Source organism: Mesorhizobium sp. J18, from assembly GCF_007829525.1.
Taxonomy (GTDB): domain Bacteria; phylum Pseudomonadota; class Alphaproteobacteria; order Rhizobiales; family Rhizobiaceae; genus VLJP01.
The window spans coordinates 83,012-99,376 of record NZ_VLJP01000089.1 but is presented as its reverse complement, the minus strand read 5'-3'; the positions used below and the strand labels follow the sequence as shown (position 1 = coordinate 99,376).

17 protein-coding genes, 1 tRNA gene and 2 pseudogenes are annotated in these 16,365 nt (G+C 62.1%); 6 read left to right on the top strand and 14 right to left on the bottom strand.

Going from position 1 to position 16,365, the window contains the following annotated elements; translation table 11 throughout:
- The 3 genes from L598_RS21160 to L598_RS21150 all read right to left on the bottom strand — a co-directional run bounded on the left by L598_RS21160 (position 1) and on the right by L598_RS21150 (position 1,288).
- On the bottom strand, positions 1 to 600 hold the full coding sequence (locus L598_RS21160) for a hypothetical protein (RefSeq protein WP_144866042.1): 600 nt from the start codon (positions 598 to 600) through the stop codon (positions 1 to 3).
- A 74-nt stretch (positions 601 to 674) separates the two neighbouring features.
- Positions 675 to 1,001 carry a DUF167 family protein gene (locus L598_RS21155; RefSeq protein WP_144866038.1) on the bottom strand — a complete coding sequence of 109 codons (327 nt, stop codon included), beginning with the start codon at positions 999 to 1,001 and terminating at the stop codon, positions 675 to 677.
- On the bottom strand, positions 998 to 1,288 hold the full coding sequence (locus tag L598_RS21150) for a YggT family protein (RefSeq protein ID WP_144866035.1): 291 nt from the start codon (positions 1,286 to 1,288) through the stop codon (positions 998 to 1,000). Before L598_RS21150 ends, L598_RS21155 begins: the two co-directional genes overlap by 4 nt.
- A gap of 111 nt (positions 1,289 to 1,399) precedes the next feature.
- Between L598_RS21150 and L598_RS21145 the strand changes: the two genes are divergently transcribed.
- From L598_RS21145 to L598_RS21130, 4 genes and pseudogenes are all read left to right on the top strand, one after another.
- Positions 1,400 to 1,475 (top strand) — tRNA-Ala (locus L598_RS21145).
- Positions 1,476 to 1,888: 413 nt separating this feature from the next.
- Complete coding sequence (locus tag L598_RS21140; RefSeq protein WP_246658875.1) at positions 1,889 to 3,007, top strand: efflux RND transporter periplasmic adaptor subunit; 1,119 nt, start codon at positions 1,889 to 1,891, stop codon at positions 3,005 to 3,007.
- A gap of 11 nt (positions 3,008 to 3,018) precedes the next feature.
- Positions 3,019 to 5,130: pseudogene (locus L598_RS21135) on the top strand (efflux RND transporter permease subunit); the annotation flags it as partial.
- Positions 5,131 to 5,170: 40 nt separating this feature from the next.
- Positions 5,171 to 6,286, top strand: a pseudogene (locus tag L598_RS21130) (efflux RND transporter permease subunit); the annotation flags it as partial.
- Between the two features lie 39 nt (positions 6,287 to 6,325).
- Here L598_RS21130 and L598_RS21675 read toward each other — a convergent pair.
- The 7 genes from L598_RS21675 to L598_RS21095 all read right to left on the bottom strand — a co-directional run bounded on the left by L598_RS21675 (position 6,326) and on the right by L598_RS21095 (position 11,620).
- Entirely contained in the window at positions 6,326 to 6,442 is a 117-nt protein-coding gene (locus L598_RS21675; protein ID WP_144866029.1) for a DUF2474 domain-containing protein, read from the bottom strand.
- The gene (gene cydB, locus L598_RS21120) at positions 6,442 to 7,446 is read right to left on the bottom strand and encodes a cytochrome d ubiquinol oxidase subunit II (protein WP_144866026.1); all 1,005 of its coding nucleotides are present in this window, start codon (positions 7,444 to 7,446) and stop codon (positions 6,442 to 6,444) included. The genes L598_RS21675 and cydB overlap by 1 nt, the downstream gene beginning before the upstream one ends.
- Positions 7,447 to 7,448: 2 nt before the next feature.
- Complete coding sequence (locus L598_RS21115) at positions 7,449 to 8,879, bottom strand: cytochrome ubiquinol oxidase subunit I (RefSeq protein ID WP_144866023.1); 1,431 nt, start codon at positions 8,877 to 8,879, stop codon at positions 7,449 to 7,451.
- A 182-nt stretch (positions 8,880 to 9,061) separates the two neighbouring features.
- Complete coding sequence (locus tag L598_RS21110; protein WP_246658870.1) at positions 9,062 to 9,925, bottom strand: endonuclease/exonuclease/phosphatase family protein; 864 nt, start codon at positions 9,923 to 9,925, stop codon at positions 9,062 to 9,064.
- Between the two features lie 196 nt (positions 9,926 to 10,121).
- A complete protein-coding gene (locus tag L598_RS21105; RefSeq protein ID WP_144866020.1) occupies positions 10,122 to 10,376 on the bottom strand; it encodes a DUF2312 domain-containing protein in 255 nt (84 codons plus the stop codon).
- A 126-nt stretch (positions 10,377 to 10,502) separates the two neighbouring features.
- Positions 10,503 to 10,811, bottom strand: coding sequence for a DUF1244 domain-containing protein (locus L598_RS21100; protein ID WP_144866017.1), 309 nt, complete (start codon positions 10,809 to 10,811; stop codon positions 10,503 to 10,505).
- Positions 10,805 to 11,620, bottom strand: a complete 816-nt coding sequence (locus L598_RS21095) for an N-formylglutamate amidohydrolase (RefSeq protein ID WP_144866131.1) — start codon at positions 11,618 to 11,620, stop codon at positions 10,805 to 10,807. The genes L598_RS21100 and L598_RS21095 overlap by 7 nt, the downstream gene beginning before the upstream one ends.
- Positions 11,621 to 11,879: 259 nt before the next feature.
- Here L598_RS21095 and L598_RS21090 point away from each other — a divergent pair, with 259 nt between their 5' ends.
- Together L598_RS21090 and pyk are read left to right on the top strand one after the other, a co-directional pair.
- A complete protein-coding gene (locus L598_RS21090) occupies positions 11,880 to 12,347 on the top strand; it encodes a DUF1036 domain-containing protein (protein ID WP_348642782.1) in 468 nt (155 codons plus the stop codon).
- Entirely contained in the window at positions 12,344 to 13,780 is a 1,437-nt protein-coding gene (gene pyk, locus L598_RS21085) for a pyruvate kinase (protein ID WP_144866014.1), read from the top strand. The genes L598_RS21090 and pyk overlap by 4 nt, the downstream gene beginning before the upstream one ends.
- Positions 13,781 to 13,818: 38 nt before the next feature.
- On the opposite strand, the gene L598_RS21080 is transcribed toward pyk, so the two are convergent.
- From L598_RS21080 to purE, 4 genes are all read right to left on the bottom strand, one after another.
- Positions 13,819 to 14,406, bottom strand: coding sequence for a tetratricopeptide repeat protein (locus L598_RS21080; RefSeq protein ID WP_144866011.1), 588 nt, complete (start codon positions 14,404 to 14,406; stop codon positions 13,819 to 13,821).
- A gap of 66 nt (positions 14,407 to 14,472) precedes the next feature.
- On the bottom strand, positions 14,473 to 14,598 hold the full coding sequence (gene ykgO / locus L598_RS21075; RefSeq protein ID WP_008596917.1) for a type B 50S ribosomal protein L36: 126 nt from the start codon (positions 14,596 to 14,598) through the stop codon (positions 14,473 to 14,475).
- A gap of 196 nt (positions 14,599 to 14,794) precedes the next feature.
- Complete coding sequence (locus L598_RS21070) at positions 14,795 to 15,868, bottom strand: 5-(carboxyamino)imidazole ribonucleotide synthase (RefSeq protein ID WP_144866008.1); 1,074 nt, start codon at positions 15,866 to 15,868, stop codon at positions 14,795 to 14,797.
- The gene (gene purE / locus L598_RS21065) at positions 15,868 to 16,365 is read right to left on the bottom strand and encodes a 5-(carboxyamino)imidazole ribonucleotide mutase (protein ID WP_144866005.1); all 498 of its coding nucleotides are present in this window, start codon (positions 16,363 to 16,365) and stop codon (positions 15,868 to 15,870) included. Before purE ends, L598_RS21070 begins: the two co-directional genes overlap by 1 nt.

Below are 16,365 nucleotides of genomic sequence, written 5' to 3'. Positions count from 1 at the left end.
CTATTCGCTCTCGACGCGGTTGAAGGAGGGGACGGGAACCTCCCCGCTGTCCAAGACGGGCTGGTCGGCGCCGCAGACGAAATCCACCGTCTGCCCGTCGGCGATCCTGCGCGCTTTTTCATTGGCATCCGTGTTTCCTGTAGCCACGACATAGCCAATGGCGCAGCCGTCCCGCTCTGCCATGCCCGCAACCTTCTCCACGACGAGCACCTCGGTCTCCTTTTGCGGATCGTCGGCATCGGAAACGAGCCAGCGATGGATTGTCGCGAGCGGCAGACGAGCCACCCCGTCCGCAAGAATGCGCCACTCTATGCGGGTGCCGGCATGATTGAACGCATCGAAGCTCTCCCATACCAATGCGCCGTCGCCGGCGGGCGGAAAACCGTAGAAGATCGATTCCCGCACGTCATTATATTGCAGAACAATAGGATAGCCGCGCCAGCCGGTGCAGCTCATCGTCCGCCAGTCTCCCTCGCCTTCGGGTGCTGCTTCGAGGACGGCACAATCGCGCTCGGTGTCGAGCTCGGTATATTCGCTGGTGATATCCGCGGCCACGGCCGCGGCCGGCAGAAAGGCAAGCAAGGCAAGAGCAGTGCGCATGAATGATCTCCTCCCGATCAGAAGAGGATAGCGGCTTTTTGTCTTCCGGCCTATCGGCTTGGCAGTGAGCCGAATCACCGTGATGCTAAGTCAGCCATCATGCGAAGGAGCTGCTCGGGATCTCCCTGGACAAAGACCGTCTTGAGGCGTGACGTATGGCCTGAAACGACCGACAGGCTGCTGGCAGGCACGCCGATCCTGTCGGCAAGAAGACTTGTCAGCGCCTTATTGGCCTTGCCATCTTCGGGAATGGCACGCACCCGCGCCTTCAGATGCAGCCGACCGTCGCCGGTTTCGCCAACGCCGTCCAACGCATCCTTCGAGGATTTTGGCGTCAGGCGAATGAAGACGGCGACGCCGTCTCCCTCGACACGCAGATAGGCAGGCGGCTTTGCCTTCAAAGGATCGCAGGCGCCACGGTGGTGATCAGGAACTGCCGGATGAAGAAGATGATGAGAAGCAGGATGATGGGCGAGATGTCGATGCCGCCAAGATCGGGAAGGAGGTTGCGGATCGGTCTCAACGCTGGCTCGGTTATGCGGAACAGCGCGTTTCCGATCATTCCTACGAACTGATTGCGCGGATTGACGACATTGAAGGCATAGAGCCAGGAAAAGATCGCCGAGAGGATGATGATCCACCAGAAGATGTCGAGCGCAAGGACGATGGTCTGGATAAGCGCTAGCATGCCGTTCTCCAAATAGGTTTCGCGACATGTAGCCACTGGCGGCGCGGCATGCAACTCGCGGCTTGACAGTCCGCGGACCCGAGACCTAAATGCGGCCCGATCCGGCGAAACGGGGCTGTAGCTCAGTTGGGAGAGCGCATCGTTCGCAATGATGAGGTCAGGGGTTCGATTCCCCTCAGCTCCACCAAGTCGCCGCCTTCCATATGATCTCGTCCCGCGCTTCCCTGCTTCGACCTGGCCGACCGACTGCATGACGACCAGCCGGGCAACGGATTTCACAGGGATTTGAACCCTTCGTGGAGAGAAACAGCATCCCATGAAGTTGTATCGGCCGGACGGCGCGCCCATCTGACGCCCGGGCGGCAATCAGCCTTTGGGACAGAGTTCACATACTGTTGCAGTGCAATAGAGGCTTGGCAGTCTTATTGTGCGCTGCAATATTAACCGACCGGATGGAATTTAGCCCGATACTTTCCTGATTTTCACGGATTTCTCATGCGCCCGATATCTGCATCGATCAAATTTGCCTTCGCAATAGCCCTTCTGGCCATCGCCTCCGCCTGCAGCGAAGCCGACAGCGCCGCCGAAGCACCGGCCCAGATGCCCCCGCCGGCCGTCAGCGTCGTAGAGCTGAAGGCGGAACGCATACCCATCCTCAACGAGCTTCCCGGGCGCGTCGCTCCCACGCGCATCGCCGAGGTGCGACCGCGCATTTCCGGCATCGTAGTGGAGCGCGTCTTCGAGCAAGGCAGCCTCGTCGAAGAGGGCGATGTGCTCTATCGCATCGATCCGCAGCCCTTCCGCGTCCAGGTGGAGAGCGCCGAGGCCACCCTCGAGCGGGCCAAGGCTTCGCAGCTCCAGGCGCGGCAGCTTGCCGAACGGCAGGAGAAGCTGAGCGACCGCAACATTGTCAGCCAGCAGCAGAGGGACGACGCCATCGCTGCGCTCGCCCAGGCAAATGCCGATGTGGCCATTGCCGAAGCCGGTCTCGCCGCCGCGCGGCTCGATCTCGACTACGCGAATGTAAAGGCGCCGATCTCCGGCAGAATCGGCCGCGCATTGATTACCGAAGGAGCGCTGGTCAATCCCAACAATGCCGAGAGCCTGGCGACCATCCAGCAGCTCGACCCGATCTATGTCGACTTCACCCAGCCGGTGAATGAAATGCTGCGCCTGAAAAAGGCGCTGGAATCGGGAAAGCTTGCGCAGGCCGGCGAAGGTGCCGCGCGCGTACGTCTGAAATATGACGACGGCAGCGAATATGAACATGCGGGCAAGCTGCTCTTCCAGGAAGCTGCCGTTGACGCCACGACAGGCCAGGTGACCTTGCGGGCTGAGTTCCCCAATCCTGACGGCGATCTCCTGCCGGGCATGTATATGCGTGTCCTGATCGAGCAGGGCGTGCAGCAGCAGGCCATTGCCGTGCCCAAGCAGGCCATCCAGCGTGACGCCACCGGACAGGCGCAGGTCTATACGGTCAATGGAGAGGGCATTGCCGAGATGACCGTGGTAACCGTTGGCAGAGCGATAGGCGACCGTTGGCTGATCGAAAACGGCCTGGAGCCTGGACAGAAGATCGTCGTCGAAGGTTTCCAGAAGATCCGGCCGGGAGCACAGGTGATCGCGGAAGAATGGAAGCCCCAGAACCGGCAGCTTTCATCGGCTGGCACCAACGAGCCTGAAAACCGGAAGCTCGCAAAGGCCGAAACCGTAAGATAAGAGGCGCCCCGATGGCCCAGTTCTTCATTGGCCGCCCCGTTTTTGCGTGGGTGGTCGCCATCTTCATCGTTCTTGCGGGCCTGCTCGCCATCCCGCAATTGCCCGTGTCGCAATATCCGAATGTCGCGCCGCCGCAGATCTCGATCTCCACCAACTATCCGGGCGCCGCACCCGAGGATATCTATCGCAGCGTCACGCGGCCCATCGAGGACGAACTGAACAGCGTCGAAAACCTGCTCTATTTCGAATCAACCTCGGATACTTCGGGACGGGTTTCGATCACCGCGACCTTCGAGCCGGGCACGGATTCGAGCCAGGCTGCAATCGACGTGCAGAACGCAATCCGCCGCGTCGAGGCACGSCTGCCGCAGGTGGTGGCCCAGCAGGGCCTGCAGATCGAGGATTCAAGCAGCAGCTTCCTCATGGTCGTTGCCCTCATCTCGACCGACGGCAGAATGGGCGTGGTCGAGCTCGGCGATTACATCAACCGCAATATTGCCGGGGAGATCCGGCGCATCAACGGCGTCGGGCGGGCGCAGATCTTCGCCAGCCAGCGGGCCATGCGCGTCTGGGTCGATCCCGACAAGATGGTCGGGTTCAATCTGACAACCGCCGACATCACTGCCGCCATCGGCTCGCAGAACGCACAGGTGGCGGCGGGCCGCATCGGCGCGCAGCCCAACCCGATAACGCAGCAGATTTCAGCGACGGTGCTCGTCAAGGGGCAATTGACGACGCCCGAAGAATTCGGAGCGATCGTGCTTCGCGCCAACCCGGATGGCTCCTCGGTTCGCTTGCGTGACGTGGCGCGCGTGGAACTTGGTGCGGAAAGCTACAACTTCTCCACCCGCATCAATGGCCAGCCCGGCGCGGCCATCGGCGTCCAGCTTGCCTCCTCCGGCAACGCCATGGCGACATCGCAGGCCGTGCGGGACAAGGTGGCGGAACTTGCCCGGTACTTCCCCGAAGGGGTGGAATATGTCATCCCCTATGACACCTCTCCTTTCGTGGCGGTCTCCATCGAGAAGGTGATCCATACGCTGCTTGAGGCGATGGTGCTCGTCTTTCTTGTCATGTTCCTGTTCCTGCAGAGCTTCCGCTACACGGTCATACCGACTCTGGTCGTGCCGGTGGCGCTGCTCGGGACCTGCGCGGTTATGCTGGCGACGGGCTTTTCCATCAATGTGCTCACCATGTTCGCCATGGTCCTCGCCATCGGCATTCTCGTCGATGACGCGATCGTGGTGGTGGAGAATGTCGAGCGCATCATGGCCGAGGAAGGCCTGCCGCCGGCCGAGGCGACACGCAAGGCCATGAAGCAGATCAGCGGCGCCATCATCGGCATCACCTTGGTGCTGACGGCGGTGTTCGTGCCGATGGCCTTCTTCCCGGGTGCGGTCGGCGTCATTTACCAGCAGTTCTCGCTGACGATGGTCGTTTCGATCCTCTTTTCGGGCATGCTTGCGCTTTCGCTGACACCGGCCCTGTGCGCAACCTTCCTGAAGCCGGTCAGGCAAGGGCACCACGAGAAAAAGGGCTTTTTCGGCTGGTTCAACCGGAATTTTGACAAGACCACCCGTAGCTATTCGTCCGGCGTGAACTGGATCCTGAAGCGCACCGGCCGCTGGATGGTTATCTATCTTGCCTTGCTGGTCGGCCTCGGCTGGGCATTTCTCCAGTTGCCGACATCGTTCCTTCCAAACGAGGACCAAGGCTTCATCATCGTCGACATGCAGACGCCGTCCGAAGCCAGCAGCAACCGTACCCTGGAGGTCATCAAGCAGGCCGAGGCCTTCTTTTCCAGTGAAGAGGCCGTCGACCAGACGGTCATGATCCGAGGTTTCAGCTTCGCGGGAGCGGGCGACAATGCCGGTCTGGCCTTCATAACCCTCGATGACTGGGACGAACGCGATGCCGAAAATTCGGCCGAGGCTATCGCCCAGCGTGCCAATGGAGCGCTTTCGCAGATCAGGGATGCGATTGCCTTCGCGCTTTCGCCGCCGCCGATCCAGGGCCTCGGCACGACCAATGGCTTCACCTTCCGGCTCCAGGACCGCGCGGCTCTTGGCCAGGCCGCGATGAAGGAAGCCGGCGCACAAAGCCCGGTACTCACCGGCCTGCGCGTCGNCCTTCGCGCTTTCGCCGCCGCCGATCCAGGGCCTCGGCACGACCAATGGCTTCACCTTCCGGCTCCAGGACCGCGCGGCTCTTGGCCAGGCCGCGCTGCTCGCGGCCGCCGCACAAAGCCCGGTACTCACCGGCCTGCGCGTCGAAGGCATGCCGGAAGCGGCGCAGCTCAATCTGCTGATCGACCGCGAAAAGGCGAACACGTTCGGAGTCACTTTCGCCGAGATCAATTCCACGATCTCGGCCAATCTCGGCTCCAGCTACATCAACGACTTCCCCAATGCTGGCCGCATGCAGCGCGTCACCGTGCAGGCGGATCAGGGCCACAGAATGCAGGCGGAGGATCTGCTGAGCCTCAATGTGCGCAACAGCAATGGCGGCATGGTGCCGCTGTCGGCCCTGGCGAGCGTCGAATGGACGAAGGGTTCGGCGCAGGTCGTCGGCTATAACGGCTACCCGTCGCTGCGCATAAGCGGCAACGCGGCACCCGGCTATTCATCCGGCGCAGCCATCCAGGAAATGCAGCGGCTGGCCTCGGAACTCGCCGACGGCTTCGGTTATGAATGGACCGGCCAATCCCTGCAGGAGATCCAGTCCGGCTCTCAGGCGCCTTTCCTGATAGGCCTGACCGTCATCTTCGTGTTCCTGCTCCTGGCAGCACTTTATGAAAGCTGGTCCATTCCCCTTGCGGTCATGCTGGTGGTCCCTCTCGGCGTTATCGGCGCGGTGCTTGCCGTCATGCTGCGGGACATGCCGAACGATGTCTATTTCAAGGTGGGGCTCATCACGATCATCGGACTTTCGGCCAAGAACGCGATCCTGATCATCGAATTCGCGAAAGACCTGCGGGCGGAGGGCAAATCCCTGCTCGAAGCCACGATAGAGGCGGCGAGACTGCGCTTCCGGCCGATCCTCATGACGTCGCTGGCCTTCACGCTCGGTGTCGTCCCTCTGGCGATCGCCACGGGCGCCAGTGCGGCCAGTCAGAATGCCATCGGTACCGGCGTCCTCGGCGGCATGATCTCGGCGACGGTCCTGGCGATCTTCTTCGTCCCGGTCTTTTTCGTCGTCGTCATGAGGCTCTTCGGCAAAGACAAGGCGGCGACGACGGAGAAACCGGCCGCGGCAGTGGTCCAGGAACCTGCCGAATAGCGAGAACTGCCGCCCCGTGCACCGGAGCGGCGTTCTCTGTCACAGCAGGAACCAGCGGATAACGAGTCCGACCAGGGCAACCGCACCTACGCCCGCCGCCCAAAGGGCCACGAACCACAGGATCCGCAGCCACAAAGGCCCCGGCGCGTCGGGCATCAATGATATCCTTCGTGACCGACCTTGCCGCGGAAGATCCAGTAGGAATAGCTGGTATAGGCAAGAATGATCGGGACCAGGACTCCGGCGCCGACCAGCATGAAGATCAGGCTGGCTTCAGGTGCAGCCGCGTCGTGTATGGTGACCGCTCCTGGCACGATATCCGGAAAGATGCTGATGCCGAGGCCAACCATGCTGAGAGCGAAAAGGCCAAGGGCCAGCAGGAAAGGCAGTCTTTCGTAGCGGCGTTGCAGGCTGAAGAAGAAGGCTGCCGACGCTATTGCCACCAGCAGCGGCACCTGTGCCGTGAACAGGACGCTCGGCCAGGCAAACCAGCGCTGGTAATAGGCCTCCTCCAGCCACGGCGTCACGGCGCTGACCAGCGCCACGCAGGCGATGGTGCCGATGCCGGCAAGCCGCGCAAAGCGGAAGGCATGATCCTGCAAGGAGCCCTCCGTCTTCATGATCAGCCAGGTTGCGCCGAGCAGAGCATAGCCGATCACCAAGCTTACGCCAGTGAGCAAGCTGAAGGGCGACAGCCATTCCCACCAGCCGCCGGCATATTCCCTTCCCTCCACGGTGATACCCTGCAGCAGCGCACCGAGCGTTATGCCCTGCGCGAGGGCGGCCACAATCGAGCCGCCGGCAAAGGACAGATCCCAGAACCTCTGATGGCCGGGATCGCGCCAGCGGAATTCGAAGGCGACGCCACGGAAGACGAGCGCCAGCAGCATGGCGATGATGGGCGCGTAGAGCGCCGGCATGACGATCGCATAAGCCAGAGGAAAGGCGGCCATCAGCCCGCCGCCACCGAGTACCAGCCAGGTCTCGTTGCCGTCCCAGACGGGGGCCACGGAATTCATCGCATTGTCGCGCTCGAGGCCTCTTTCGAACATGGGGAACAGTATGCCGATGCCGAGATCGAATCCGTCAAGAACGACATAGGCGAACACGGCGAAAGCAAGAATGAAGGCCCACAGGGTCGGCAGGTCAAGGAAATCCATGGCTAATTCCCTTCCGCGCTTGTGCCGAGCGTCCGATCCGGATCGACGGCCGATGCCGGCGTGATTCCGGCCGTGCGGATSGGTGCGCCTTCTCCGTCAAGCTCCGATTCGGCGSCCGCCGGCGCATGGGACATCAGCCGCAATATGTACCAGGCGCCCACCGAAAAGACGGCGAAATAGACGATGATGAAGGCCACCAGCGATGTTGCGACCGCCGGCGCGTCGAGCGGCGAAGCGGACTGCGTCGTCCGCAAGAGGCCGTAGACGGTGTATGGTTGCCGGCCGACCTCCGTCGTCACCCAGCCGGCGACAACCGCGACGAAGCCAGCCGGACCCATGACAAGCGCGAAACGATGCAGGTTCGTCCAGTCATAGAGCCTGCCCCGCCAGCGGGCGAGAAGGGCAACGCCTCCGAGGGCCAGCATCAACAGGCCAAGGCCGACCATGATCCGGAAAGACCAGAACACGACCGCCACCGGCGGCCAGTCTTCCCTGGGAACCGTCTCCAGCCCCTCCATCGGGGCGGTGAGGCTGTGGCGCAGGATAAGCGAACCGGCATGCGGTATGGCGATCGGATAGTGAACAGTCGCCGCCTCCCGGTCGGGCAATCCGAAGAGATAGAGCGGCGCGCCTTCCGGATGGCTTTCGAAATGGCCTTCGACAGCCATGATCTTGGTCGGCTGATGTTCGAGCGTGTTGAGCCCATGCAGATCGCCGGCGACGATCTGTATGGGGGCGGTGACGATCACCATTCCCATGGCCATGGAAAACATCACCCGCGCGCCCTCATTGCTCCGGTCGCGCAGGAGATGCCAGGCCCCCACGGCGCCAACCACGAGAGCCGTGGTGAGATAGGCGCCGAGCACCGTGTGGACGAGACGGTAGGGGAAGGACGGGTTGAAGATGATCTGCCACCAGTCCTCTGGAACGAACTGCCCCGCCTCGTTGGTCGAATAGCCGACCGGCGTCTGCATCCAGGAATTGGCCGACAGGATCCAGAAAGCGGAAAAGAGCGTCCCGACAGCGACGGCGAGAGTGGCGATGAAATGAAGCCCCTTGCCGACACGGCTCATCCCGAACAGCATCACTCCGAGGAAGCCGGCTTCTAGAAAAAACGCTGTCAGGACCTCATAGGCCATCAGCGGACCGATGACCGGCCCCGCCCGATCGGAGAACACCGACCAGTTCGTGCCGAACTGATAGGAAAGCACGATGCCGGAAACGACACCCATGCCGAAGCTGAGCGCGAATATCTTAATCCAGTAGCGGAAGAGGTTCAGATAGACCGCGCGTCCCGTCCACAGCCACAAGCCCTCCAGCACGGCAAGATAGCTTGCCAGACCGATCGTGAAGGCCGGAAAGATGAAGTGAAAAGAGACCGTAAAGGCAAACTGGATACGGGCCAGCAGGAGAGCATCGAAACCTTCGAACATCGCAGTCTCCGATCCATAGCCGCATGAATCTCAAGCGAAGCCTAACACCTTTGAGCGAAGGGACAAATGCGGCACCCTGCCATGCGGCGCTATGGCGCGACGGAACAGGCCGTTCCGAATATCCGACCGGAGCCGCGGCGGCGGTAGAGGAGGCTTCCAAAACCGAGAGATGGATGCGCTATTCAGGCCGCCGGTGCAAGCTCGTCGACTTGCGGATCCTGATCGGCGCGGTCGCTCAGCCGGATCAGTGCCTTGATCGGCAGATGGTCCGACGCGACCCGCGCCAGCGGCGTGTCATGGACCTCGATCCGCGAGACCAGGCTGTGCGGATTGGCGAGGATGCGGTCAAGGGACCACACCGGAAAGCGCGACGGAAAGCTGGCGACGGTCGCCTGAAGCGGGCCAAATGTCGGCTCCAGCGCCTGCAGCGCCGACCGTTTTCCGAGCCGCCATTCATTGAGATCGCCCATCAGAAGGACAGGCCGTTCGTCATCGGCCTTGGCGGCGGACAGGATGGCGGCGACCTGACGGGTGCGACAGCGGCGCAGCAGTCCCAGATGGGCCGCGATAATGCGCAACGGCCCTTTCGACATGGAAAGATCCACCACCAGCGCACCGCGCGGCTCGACCCCGGGCAGCGAAAGCTGGCGGGCGCCGGTGACGACACCCTCACGGAAAAGCACGACATTGCCATGCCAGCCATGGGCCTTGCGCGTACCGGTCAGTGGTACCGGGACGAGCCCGCTTCTGCCCTTCAGGGCGTGGAGGTCGAGCAGGCCCGCGCGGTCGCCAAACCGCATGTCGGCCTCCTGAAGGGCGACCACATCGGCCCCGATCTCCTCGATGACATCCAATATACGATCCGGATCGAACTGGCCGTCCATACCCACGCATTTATGGACATTGTAAGAAGCGAACAGCGCATGGTCCCGCTCGCTTTCGTAAGGGGCCGCGTGAAAGGATTTCCGCTCCTGCCGCAATGTCGACAATACCAGCGGGCCAAGGACCGTCGATCGCGTCTTCATGCGCAATGCGGTTCGCTTCATGCTGCGGCTTCTCCTGCTGCAATGCCCGTTGCCGGCCAGTTCGGCGACAATATGGCCATTTTAGCAGATTCGTTCCACAAAACCGCAGCTATTGCACTTTTTCGTGAATATGCGTCACCTGGCGTGAAGACGCCGGGCCAGGAAAGCCTGGCGCCTATGTGGTGTCATCCAAGAACGGCGAATGCGGGGGATGCTGTCACACCATTCCCAGCGCATTCTTGTAGAGCTCGACGATCGCCTCTTCCTCCTGGCGCTCGTTCGGGTCCTTCTTGCGCAAGCGGATGATGGTGCGGATCGCCTTGGTGTCGTATCCGCGACCCTTTGCTTCCGCCATCACTTCCTTGATGTCTTCCTGCAGGGTGGCCTTTTCCTCCTCCAGGCGTTCGATACGTTCGATCAACTGCCTGAGCTCGGCTGCTGCTACGGTGTCCTGCGTTGCCACTTCGTCCATCTCAACCTCTTGCTTGGAAAGCGCCCGCGACTCGGGGCGGCGGAAGACAGGCGGTTCGATGCCTCACGAGGCAGCGGCGGTCAAGGCCGTTGAAGACGGTTACGGAACTCCTGTGGAGCGGCCGGATCAATGATCGGCCGGGCGGGAGCGTTCAAAGGCCGCCTTCTGCTCCGGAGAGGCCTCCGCCTGGTACTTCGCCTGCCATTCGGCATAGGGCATGCCGTAGACGATCTCGCGGGCCTCTTCCTTGGAAAGCTCGATGCCGGTCTCCTGGGCGGCGTCACGATACCAGTTGGACAGGCAGTTGCGGCAAAAGCCGGCAAGATTCATCAGGTCGATATTCTGGACATCCGTGCGCTCGCGCAAATGCTGCAGGAGCCTTCGAAAGGCCGCCGCCTCGAAATCACGCTGCTGGTCCTGCGTCAAGTTCACCATGCTGCTTTCTCCTCGATCGGCCCGGTGCGCGAACCGAACATTCTCACCTCATGGATATCGGGCATCGCATTGATCTCTTCAAGGATAGGCGCAAGACGCCGGGCCCAGGCCTCGGCACCAGCCGCATCGGCGATCAGATCCTGGCGGATTTCGACCAGCGCATGAGCGATGCCGTTGACGATGCAATGCCGGAACATCGTGTCCCCGCGCAAGGCGCCGTCATAGGGCTCGTTGTCGCCCACGATCAGGCTTTCGTCGGCTGCTAGCGCCTCGATCAAGGGAGCGGCCGCACGCGGATCGGAATCCCACAATATGCCGACATGCCAGGGCCGGCTTCTACCCTGCATAGAGGGGGTGAAGGAATGCACCGAAAGGACGAAGGGAGGCGCGCCCGTTTTTTCGGCGACCGAGGCGATAACCGCCGAGACCGCATCATGATAGGGCTGGTGAAAGAGCTCGATACGGCGCGCCCGCTCCTCCGGCTTCATGGGATAATTTCCGGGCACCACCGTGCCGTCGTAGAGCTGGCGGATCAGCGTCGGATCGTCCTCGCCGCGATTCGGATCAATCAGAAGCCTCGAAAAACGAGCCATCACGGCCGGCGCACCCGTCAAGGCCGCAAGCCGCCGCGTCACCTGTTCCACTCCGATGTCATAGGCGATGTGGCGCTCGAATTCCGCAGACGGAAGGCCCAGGCTGCCATACTCTTCCGGAAGCTCGCGGCCAGCATGGTCGGCAAGGAGAACCAATCCCTTGCCGCGGTCGCCCTCGACCACCTCGAACGGAGAGAACTGGGAAATGCGGGTCATATGCTTCATGCCGGGAGAATCTCAGATATCGGTTTTCGTCTTTCCATGAAGCGGCGGCTCGCGCAATGCCGCGATCTGGACATGCTTTTGCCGAAACGGTCCCGTGCGGTATGTGGAGCGGTTTCGGCGCAACCATCCGAATGAAATCGCAGCAAGGATGGCCGGTCGCGTTGACAGGCGGATGGAGTTTGCCGAAAAGAGACAGGTGATGCTGATTTCACGGGCCCGGGGTCTCAATATGGTTTCTGCGGGATCGGACATGTTTCGTCGCGCGATCCTCTTCTGCGCCGTTGCAGCGGGAACAAGCCTGGCCGTTCTTGCAACGGCGGCACCGGCACGCGCAGATTTTCGCGTCTGCAATGCGACGCAGAATCTCGTCGGCGTCGCCATCGGCTACCGCGCCCAGACCGGATGGGTGAGCGAGGGCTGGTGGCATATAGAAGGCTCCTCCTGCAAAACCCTGATCGAAGGGCCGCTGCAGTCGCGCTACTACTATCTTTATGCCGAGGATGCCGAGCGCGGCGGGCGCTGGGAGGGCAAAATCAACATGTGCGTTGCCGACAAGGAGTTCAAGATAGCCGGCGTCAACGACTGTTTCGCGCGCGGTTTCCAGCGCGCCGGTTTTCAGGAATATGATACCGGCGAGCAGGAGAACTGGATGGTTCAGTTGACCGACGGCGCCGCAATGGACGGAACGGCTTCGGTCACGGGAACGCCGCAGCAATGAGACGCAGCCGCAAGGTCAAGATCCTCGCCACGCTCGGACCGGCCTCCTCCGAACAGAGTTCCATCCGCAGGCTGCTCCAGGTCGGAGCCGACGCGTTCCGCATCAATATGAGTCACACCGACCATAGTCTGATGCGCACGCTCGTCGAGCGCATTCGCAATGTCGAGGCCGAGCTCGACCGACCGATCGGCATTCTCGCCGATCTGCAAGGACCGAAGCTGCGCGTCGGCAAGTTTGCCGAAGGCAGCGTCCAGCTTGGGATCGGTCAGAAATTCACGCTCGACGACAATCCCGAGCCGGGCGACGCCACGCGGGTCCACCTTCCGCATCCCGAGATCCTGAAATCGGTCGAGCCCGGCCACAGGCTCCTGATCGATGACGGGCGACTGCATCTGAGGGCGGAGAAGGCCGACGGGAAATCGATCACCTGCACGGTCGTGGCCGGCACGAAGATTTCCGACCGCAAGGGGGTGAGCCTTCCGGATACCGAGCTTCCGATGGGAGCGCTGACCGAAAAGGACCGCAAGGACCTGGATGCGGTGCTGGCGACCGGGGTCGACTGGATTGCGCTCTCCTTCATCCAGCGGCCGGAGGATCTGGCGGAAGTGCGCAAGGTGGCGCGCGGGCGCGCCGCTCTCATGGCCAAGATCGAGAAGCCGCAAGCCGTCAAGCGTCTGCCGGAGATCATCGAGCTCTCGGATGCGCTGATGGTCGCCCGCGGCGATCTCGGCGTCGAAATGCCTCTGGAAACGGTTCCTGGCATCCAAAAGCAGATCACCCGTGCCTGCCGGCGTGCCGGCAAACCGGTGGTGGTTGCGACGCAGATGCTGGAATCCATGATATCGGCGCCGGTTCCAACGCGCGCCGAGGTCTCGGACGTCGCGACGGCTGTCTTCGAAGGCGCTGACGCCGTCATGCTATCGGCGGAATCGGCGGCCGGGCAGTATCCCTTCGAAGCGGTCGCGACCATGGATTCCATCGCGCGCCAAGTCGAATTGGATCCGACCTATGGCGGCATCATCAATGCGCAGCGCTCGGAGCCGGAAGCGACCGGCGCCGACGCCATTTCGCTCGCCGCCCGGCAAATCGCCGAAACGCTCAACCTTTCCGCCATCGTCACCTATACCTCGTCCGGCACGACCGGCCTGCGCGCGGCCCGTGAGCGACCCAGCGTACCGATCATCGCACTTTCCCCGGTCGTGGAGACGGCGCGCCGGCTTTCGCTTGTATGGGGCACCCATTGCGTCGTGACCCCCGATGCCAACGACCTCGACGACATGGTCAATCGCGCCTGCCGCATCGCCTATCAGGAACAGTTCGCCAAGGCTGGCGACAGGATCATCATCACCGCCGGCGTGCCGCTAAGGACGCCAGGGGCGACCAACATGCTCCGCATCGCCTATATATCCGCCGACGGCATGGGCGGCATCTGACCGTATGTGATGCGGCCGCCCGCGCCGCCATGGCGAATTCAAATGCCTTCGCCCGCGAGATCGTCGGAAAGTTTCGTTACCGATCCCTGCGCGCTACGCATCATCGGATAGATTTCCAGGACGCGTTGGTACGCCTGAAGGGCGCCTTCCTTGCGGCCGGTCGCTTCCAATATGTTCGCCATCCCGGTCAAGGCTCCGAAGTGGCGGGGCTCAAGCTCCAGGGTGCGGGCTATATCGGTCATGGATTCGGAATAATTGTTCATCATGAAATGGACCGTCGCCCTGCGATTCCATCCCTCGGCATAATCCGGATATTTCGTGACCACCTGATCGAGGAAATCGAGCGCGACATTGAACTTCTTTTCCTTCGTCGCCTCGATGGCCCATTGCACAAGGAGATCGGCGGTCGCGCTGCCGGAGTTCAACCAGGCATGCCAGATACGGCCGGCGATGCGTTCGGCAGCCTTTTCATTGCGCTCCCGCTTGAGCTCCCCGAAGAGCTGATCCAGGCGCGAAGCATTGTCATATGCAGCAGGGACGGGAGATTGAGCACTGTCTTCGGCCGCCCGTGCGACAGGCGGCATGCTCAGAAGGGCAAGAAAACAGAATGCAAACAGAAACCGCATGGACACGAATCTAATCGCGTCCATGCGGAGATCAAACTAAAATTCGCGTGAAGGGGATCCGGCCGATCAGCCCTGGCGCGCCTTGAACCGCGGATTGGACTTATTGATGATGTAGATGCGGCCCTTGCGGCGAACCATGCGATTCTCGCGATGGCGGCTCTTCAGCGCCTTGAGCGAATTCTTGATCTTCATTGTTCTTATCCGTCATTGCGGCCCCGTTGGAGCCTTAAATGAAAGGCGCGCCCTCGTGCGCGCTGTAATTCGACGCTGGCTCATAGACGAGAGAGCTCCGTCCTGTCAACCTCCCCGGCAGACTTCCGGGACAGAGACGGGTATCTGTCTCCGGTCCGGAGACGGAAGCCGGGCCTCCCGTTCAGCTCGGCAACGGTTATTTCCGGCCTATCCTCGTGAAATGGCCCATCTTGCGGCCCGGACGCGGTTCTGCCTTGCCGTAAAGATGGAGGACCAGATCGGGTTCGGAAAGAAGCGCCTGGGCACGGGAGACATCATCACCGACAAGGTTCTCCATCACACAGTCTGAATGCCGCGCGGTCACCCCCAGCGGCAGGCCTGCTATGGCGCGGATATGCTGCTCGAACTGCGAGATGACGCAAGCTGCCTCCGTCCAGTGTCCGGAATTGTGAACTCGCGGCGCGATTTCATTAGCGAGCAGGATGCCGTCGCCCAAGACGAAGAATTCGACCCCGATGACGCCGACATAGTCCAGCGCGGAGAGGATGGCCGAGGCGGCATCCATCGCTTTCTGCGCCACTTCGTCCGATATGGCGGCCGGCACGGTGGATCGGTGAAGGATTCCGTTTCTGTGGACGTTCTCGGCAGGATCATAGGCCATGATCGAACCGTCCTGGGCACGCGCCGCGATGATGGATATCTCCCTTTCGAAGGGCACGAAGCCTTCGAGGATAAGCGGCACGCTGCCCATTGCCGCGAAGACGCCTTCCGCTTCCGCAGCCGACGCGTCGCGGAACAGCCGCTGCCCTTTGCCGTCATAGCCAAGCCTGCGCGTCTTCAAGATACCGCTGCCGCCGAAGGCGGAAAGACCCTCGGCCAGATCCTCGTCGCTGTCGACCGCCAGGAAAGGCGCGGTGGCGATGCCGATCGAATTGAGGAAGGTCTTTTCGACAAGACGGTCCTGCGCGACTTCCAGCGCCCGCGGCGGCGGAAAAATACCAGCCTTGGCGGCCAGCCTCTTGGCTGCCGCGACGGGAACATTCTCGAATTCGTAGGTGACGATGTCTACCATGTCGGCAAGCCGGTCCAGAGCATCGGCGTCGTCATAGGCAGCGGCGACATGGATATTCGCCACCTGCGCCGCCGGACAATCCGCCTGCGGCTCCAGGATAGCTGTGCGGTAGCCGAGCCGGGCCGCCGCCATGGCCAGCATGCGGCCAAGCTGCCCGCCGCCAATGATCCCGATGGTTGCGCCTGAGGGCAGCGCCATCAAACCCCATCCGAAGGTTTTTCAGCGACCGCGTCGGTTTGCCGGGCACGCCAGGCATCCAGACGCCCGGCCAGCGCATTATCCGACAAGGCAAGCACCGCAGCAGCCAGCAGTGCCGCGTTGATGGCGCCGGGCTTTCCGATCGCCAGCGTGCCGACCGGTATGCCGCCCGGCATCTGCACGATGGAGAGGAGCGAGTCCTGGCCCGACAGCGCCTTCGATTCCACCGGCACGCCGAACACGGGCAGCGGTGTCATGGCCGCCGTCATTCCCGGCAGATGCGCCGCTCCCCCAGCACCGGCAATGACGACCTTGAATCCGGCCTTCTTCGCGCCTTTGGCGAATTCGTAGAGCCGGTCCGGAGTCCGGTGAGCGGAGATGATCCTTGCTTCGTGGGAAATTTCAAGCGCCTGCAGCGTCTCGGCTGCATGCCGCATTGTCGCCCAATCGGACTGACTGCCCATGATGATGCAGACATCCGCGCGTGCCTTGGCCAT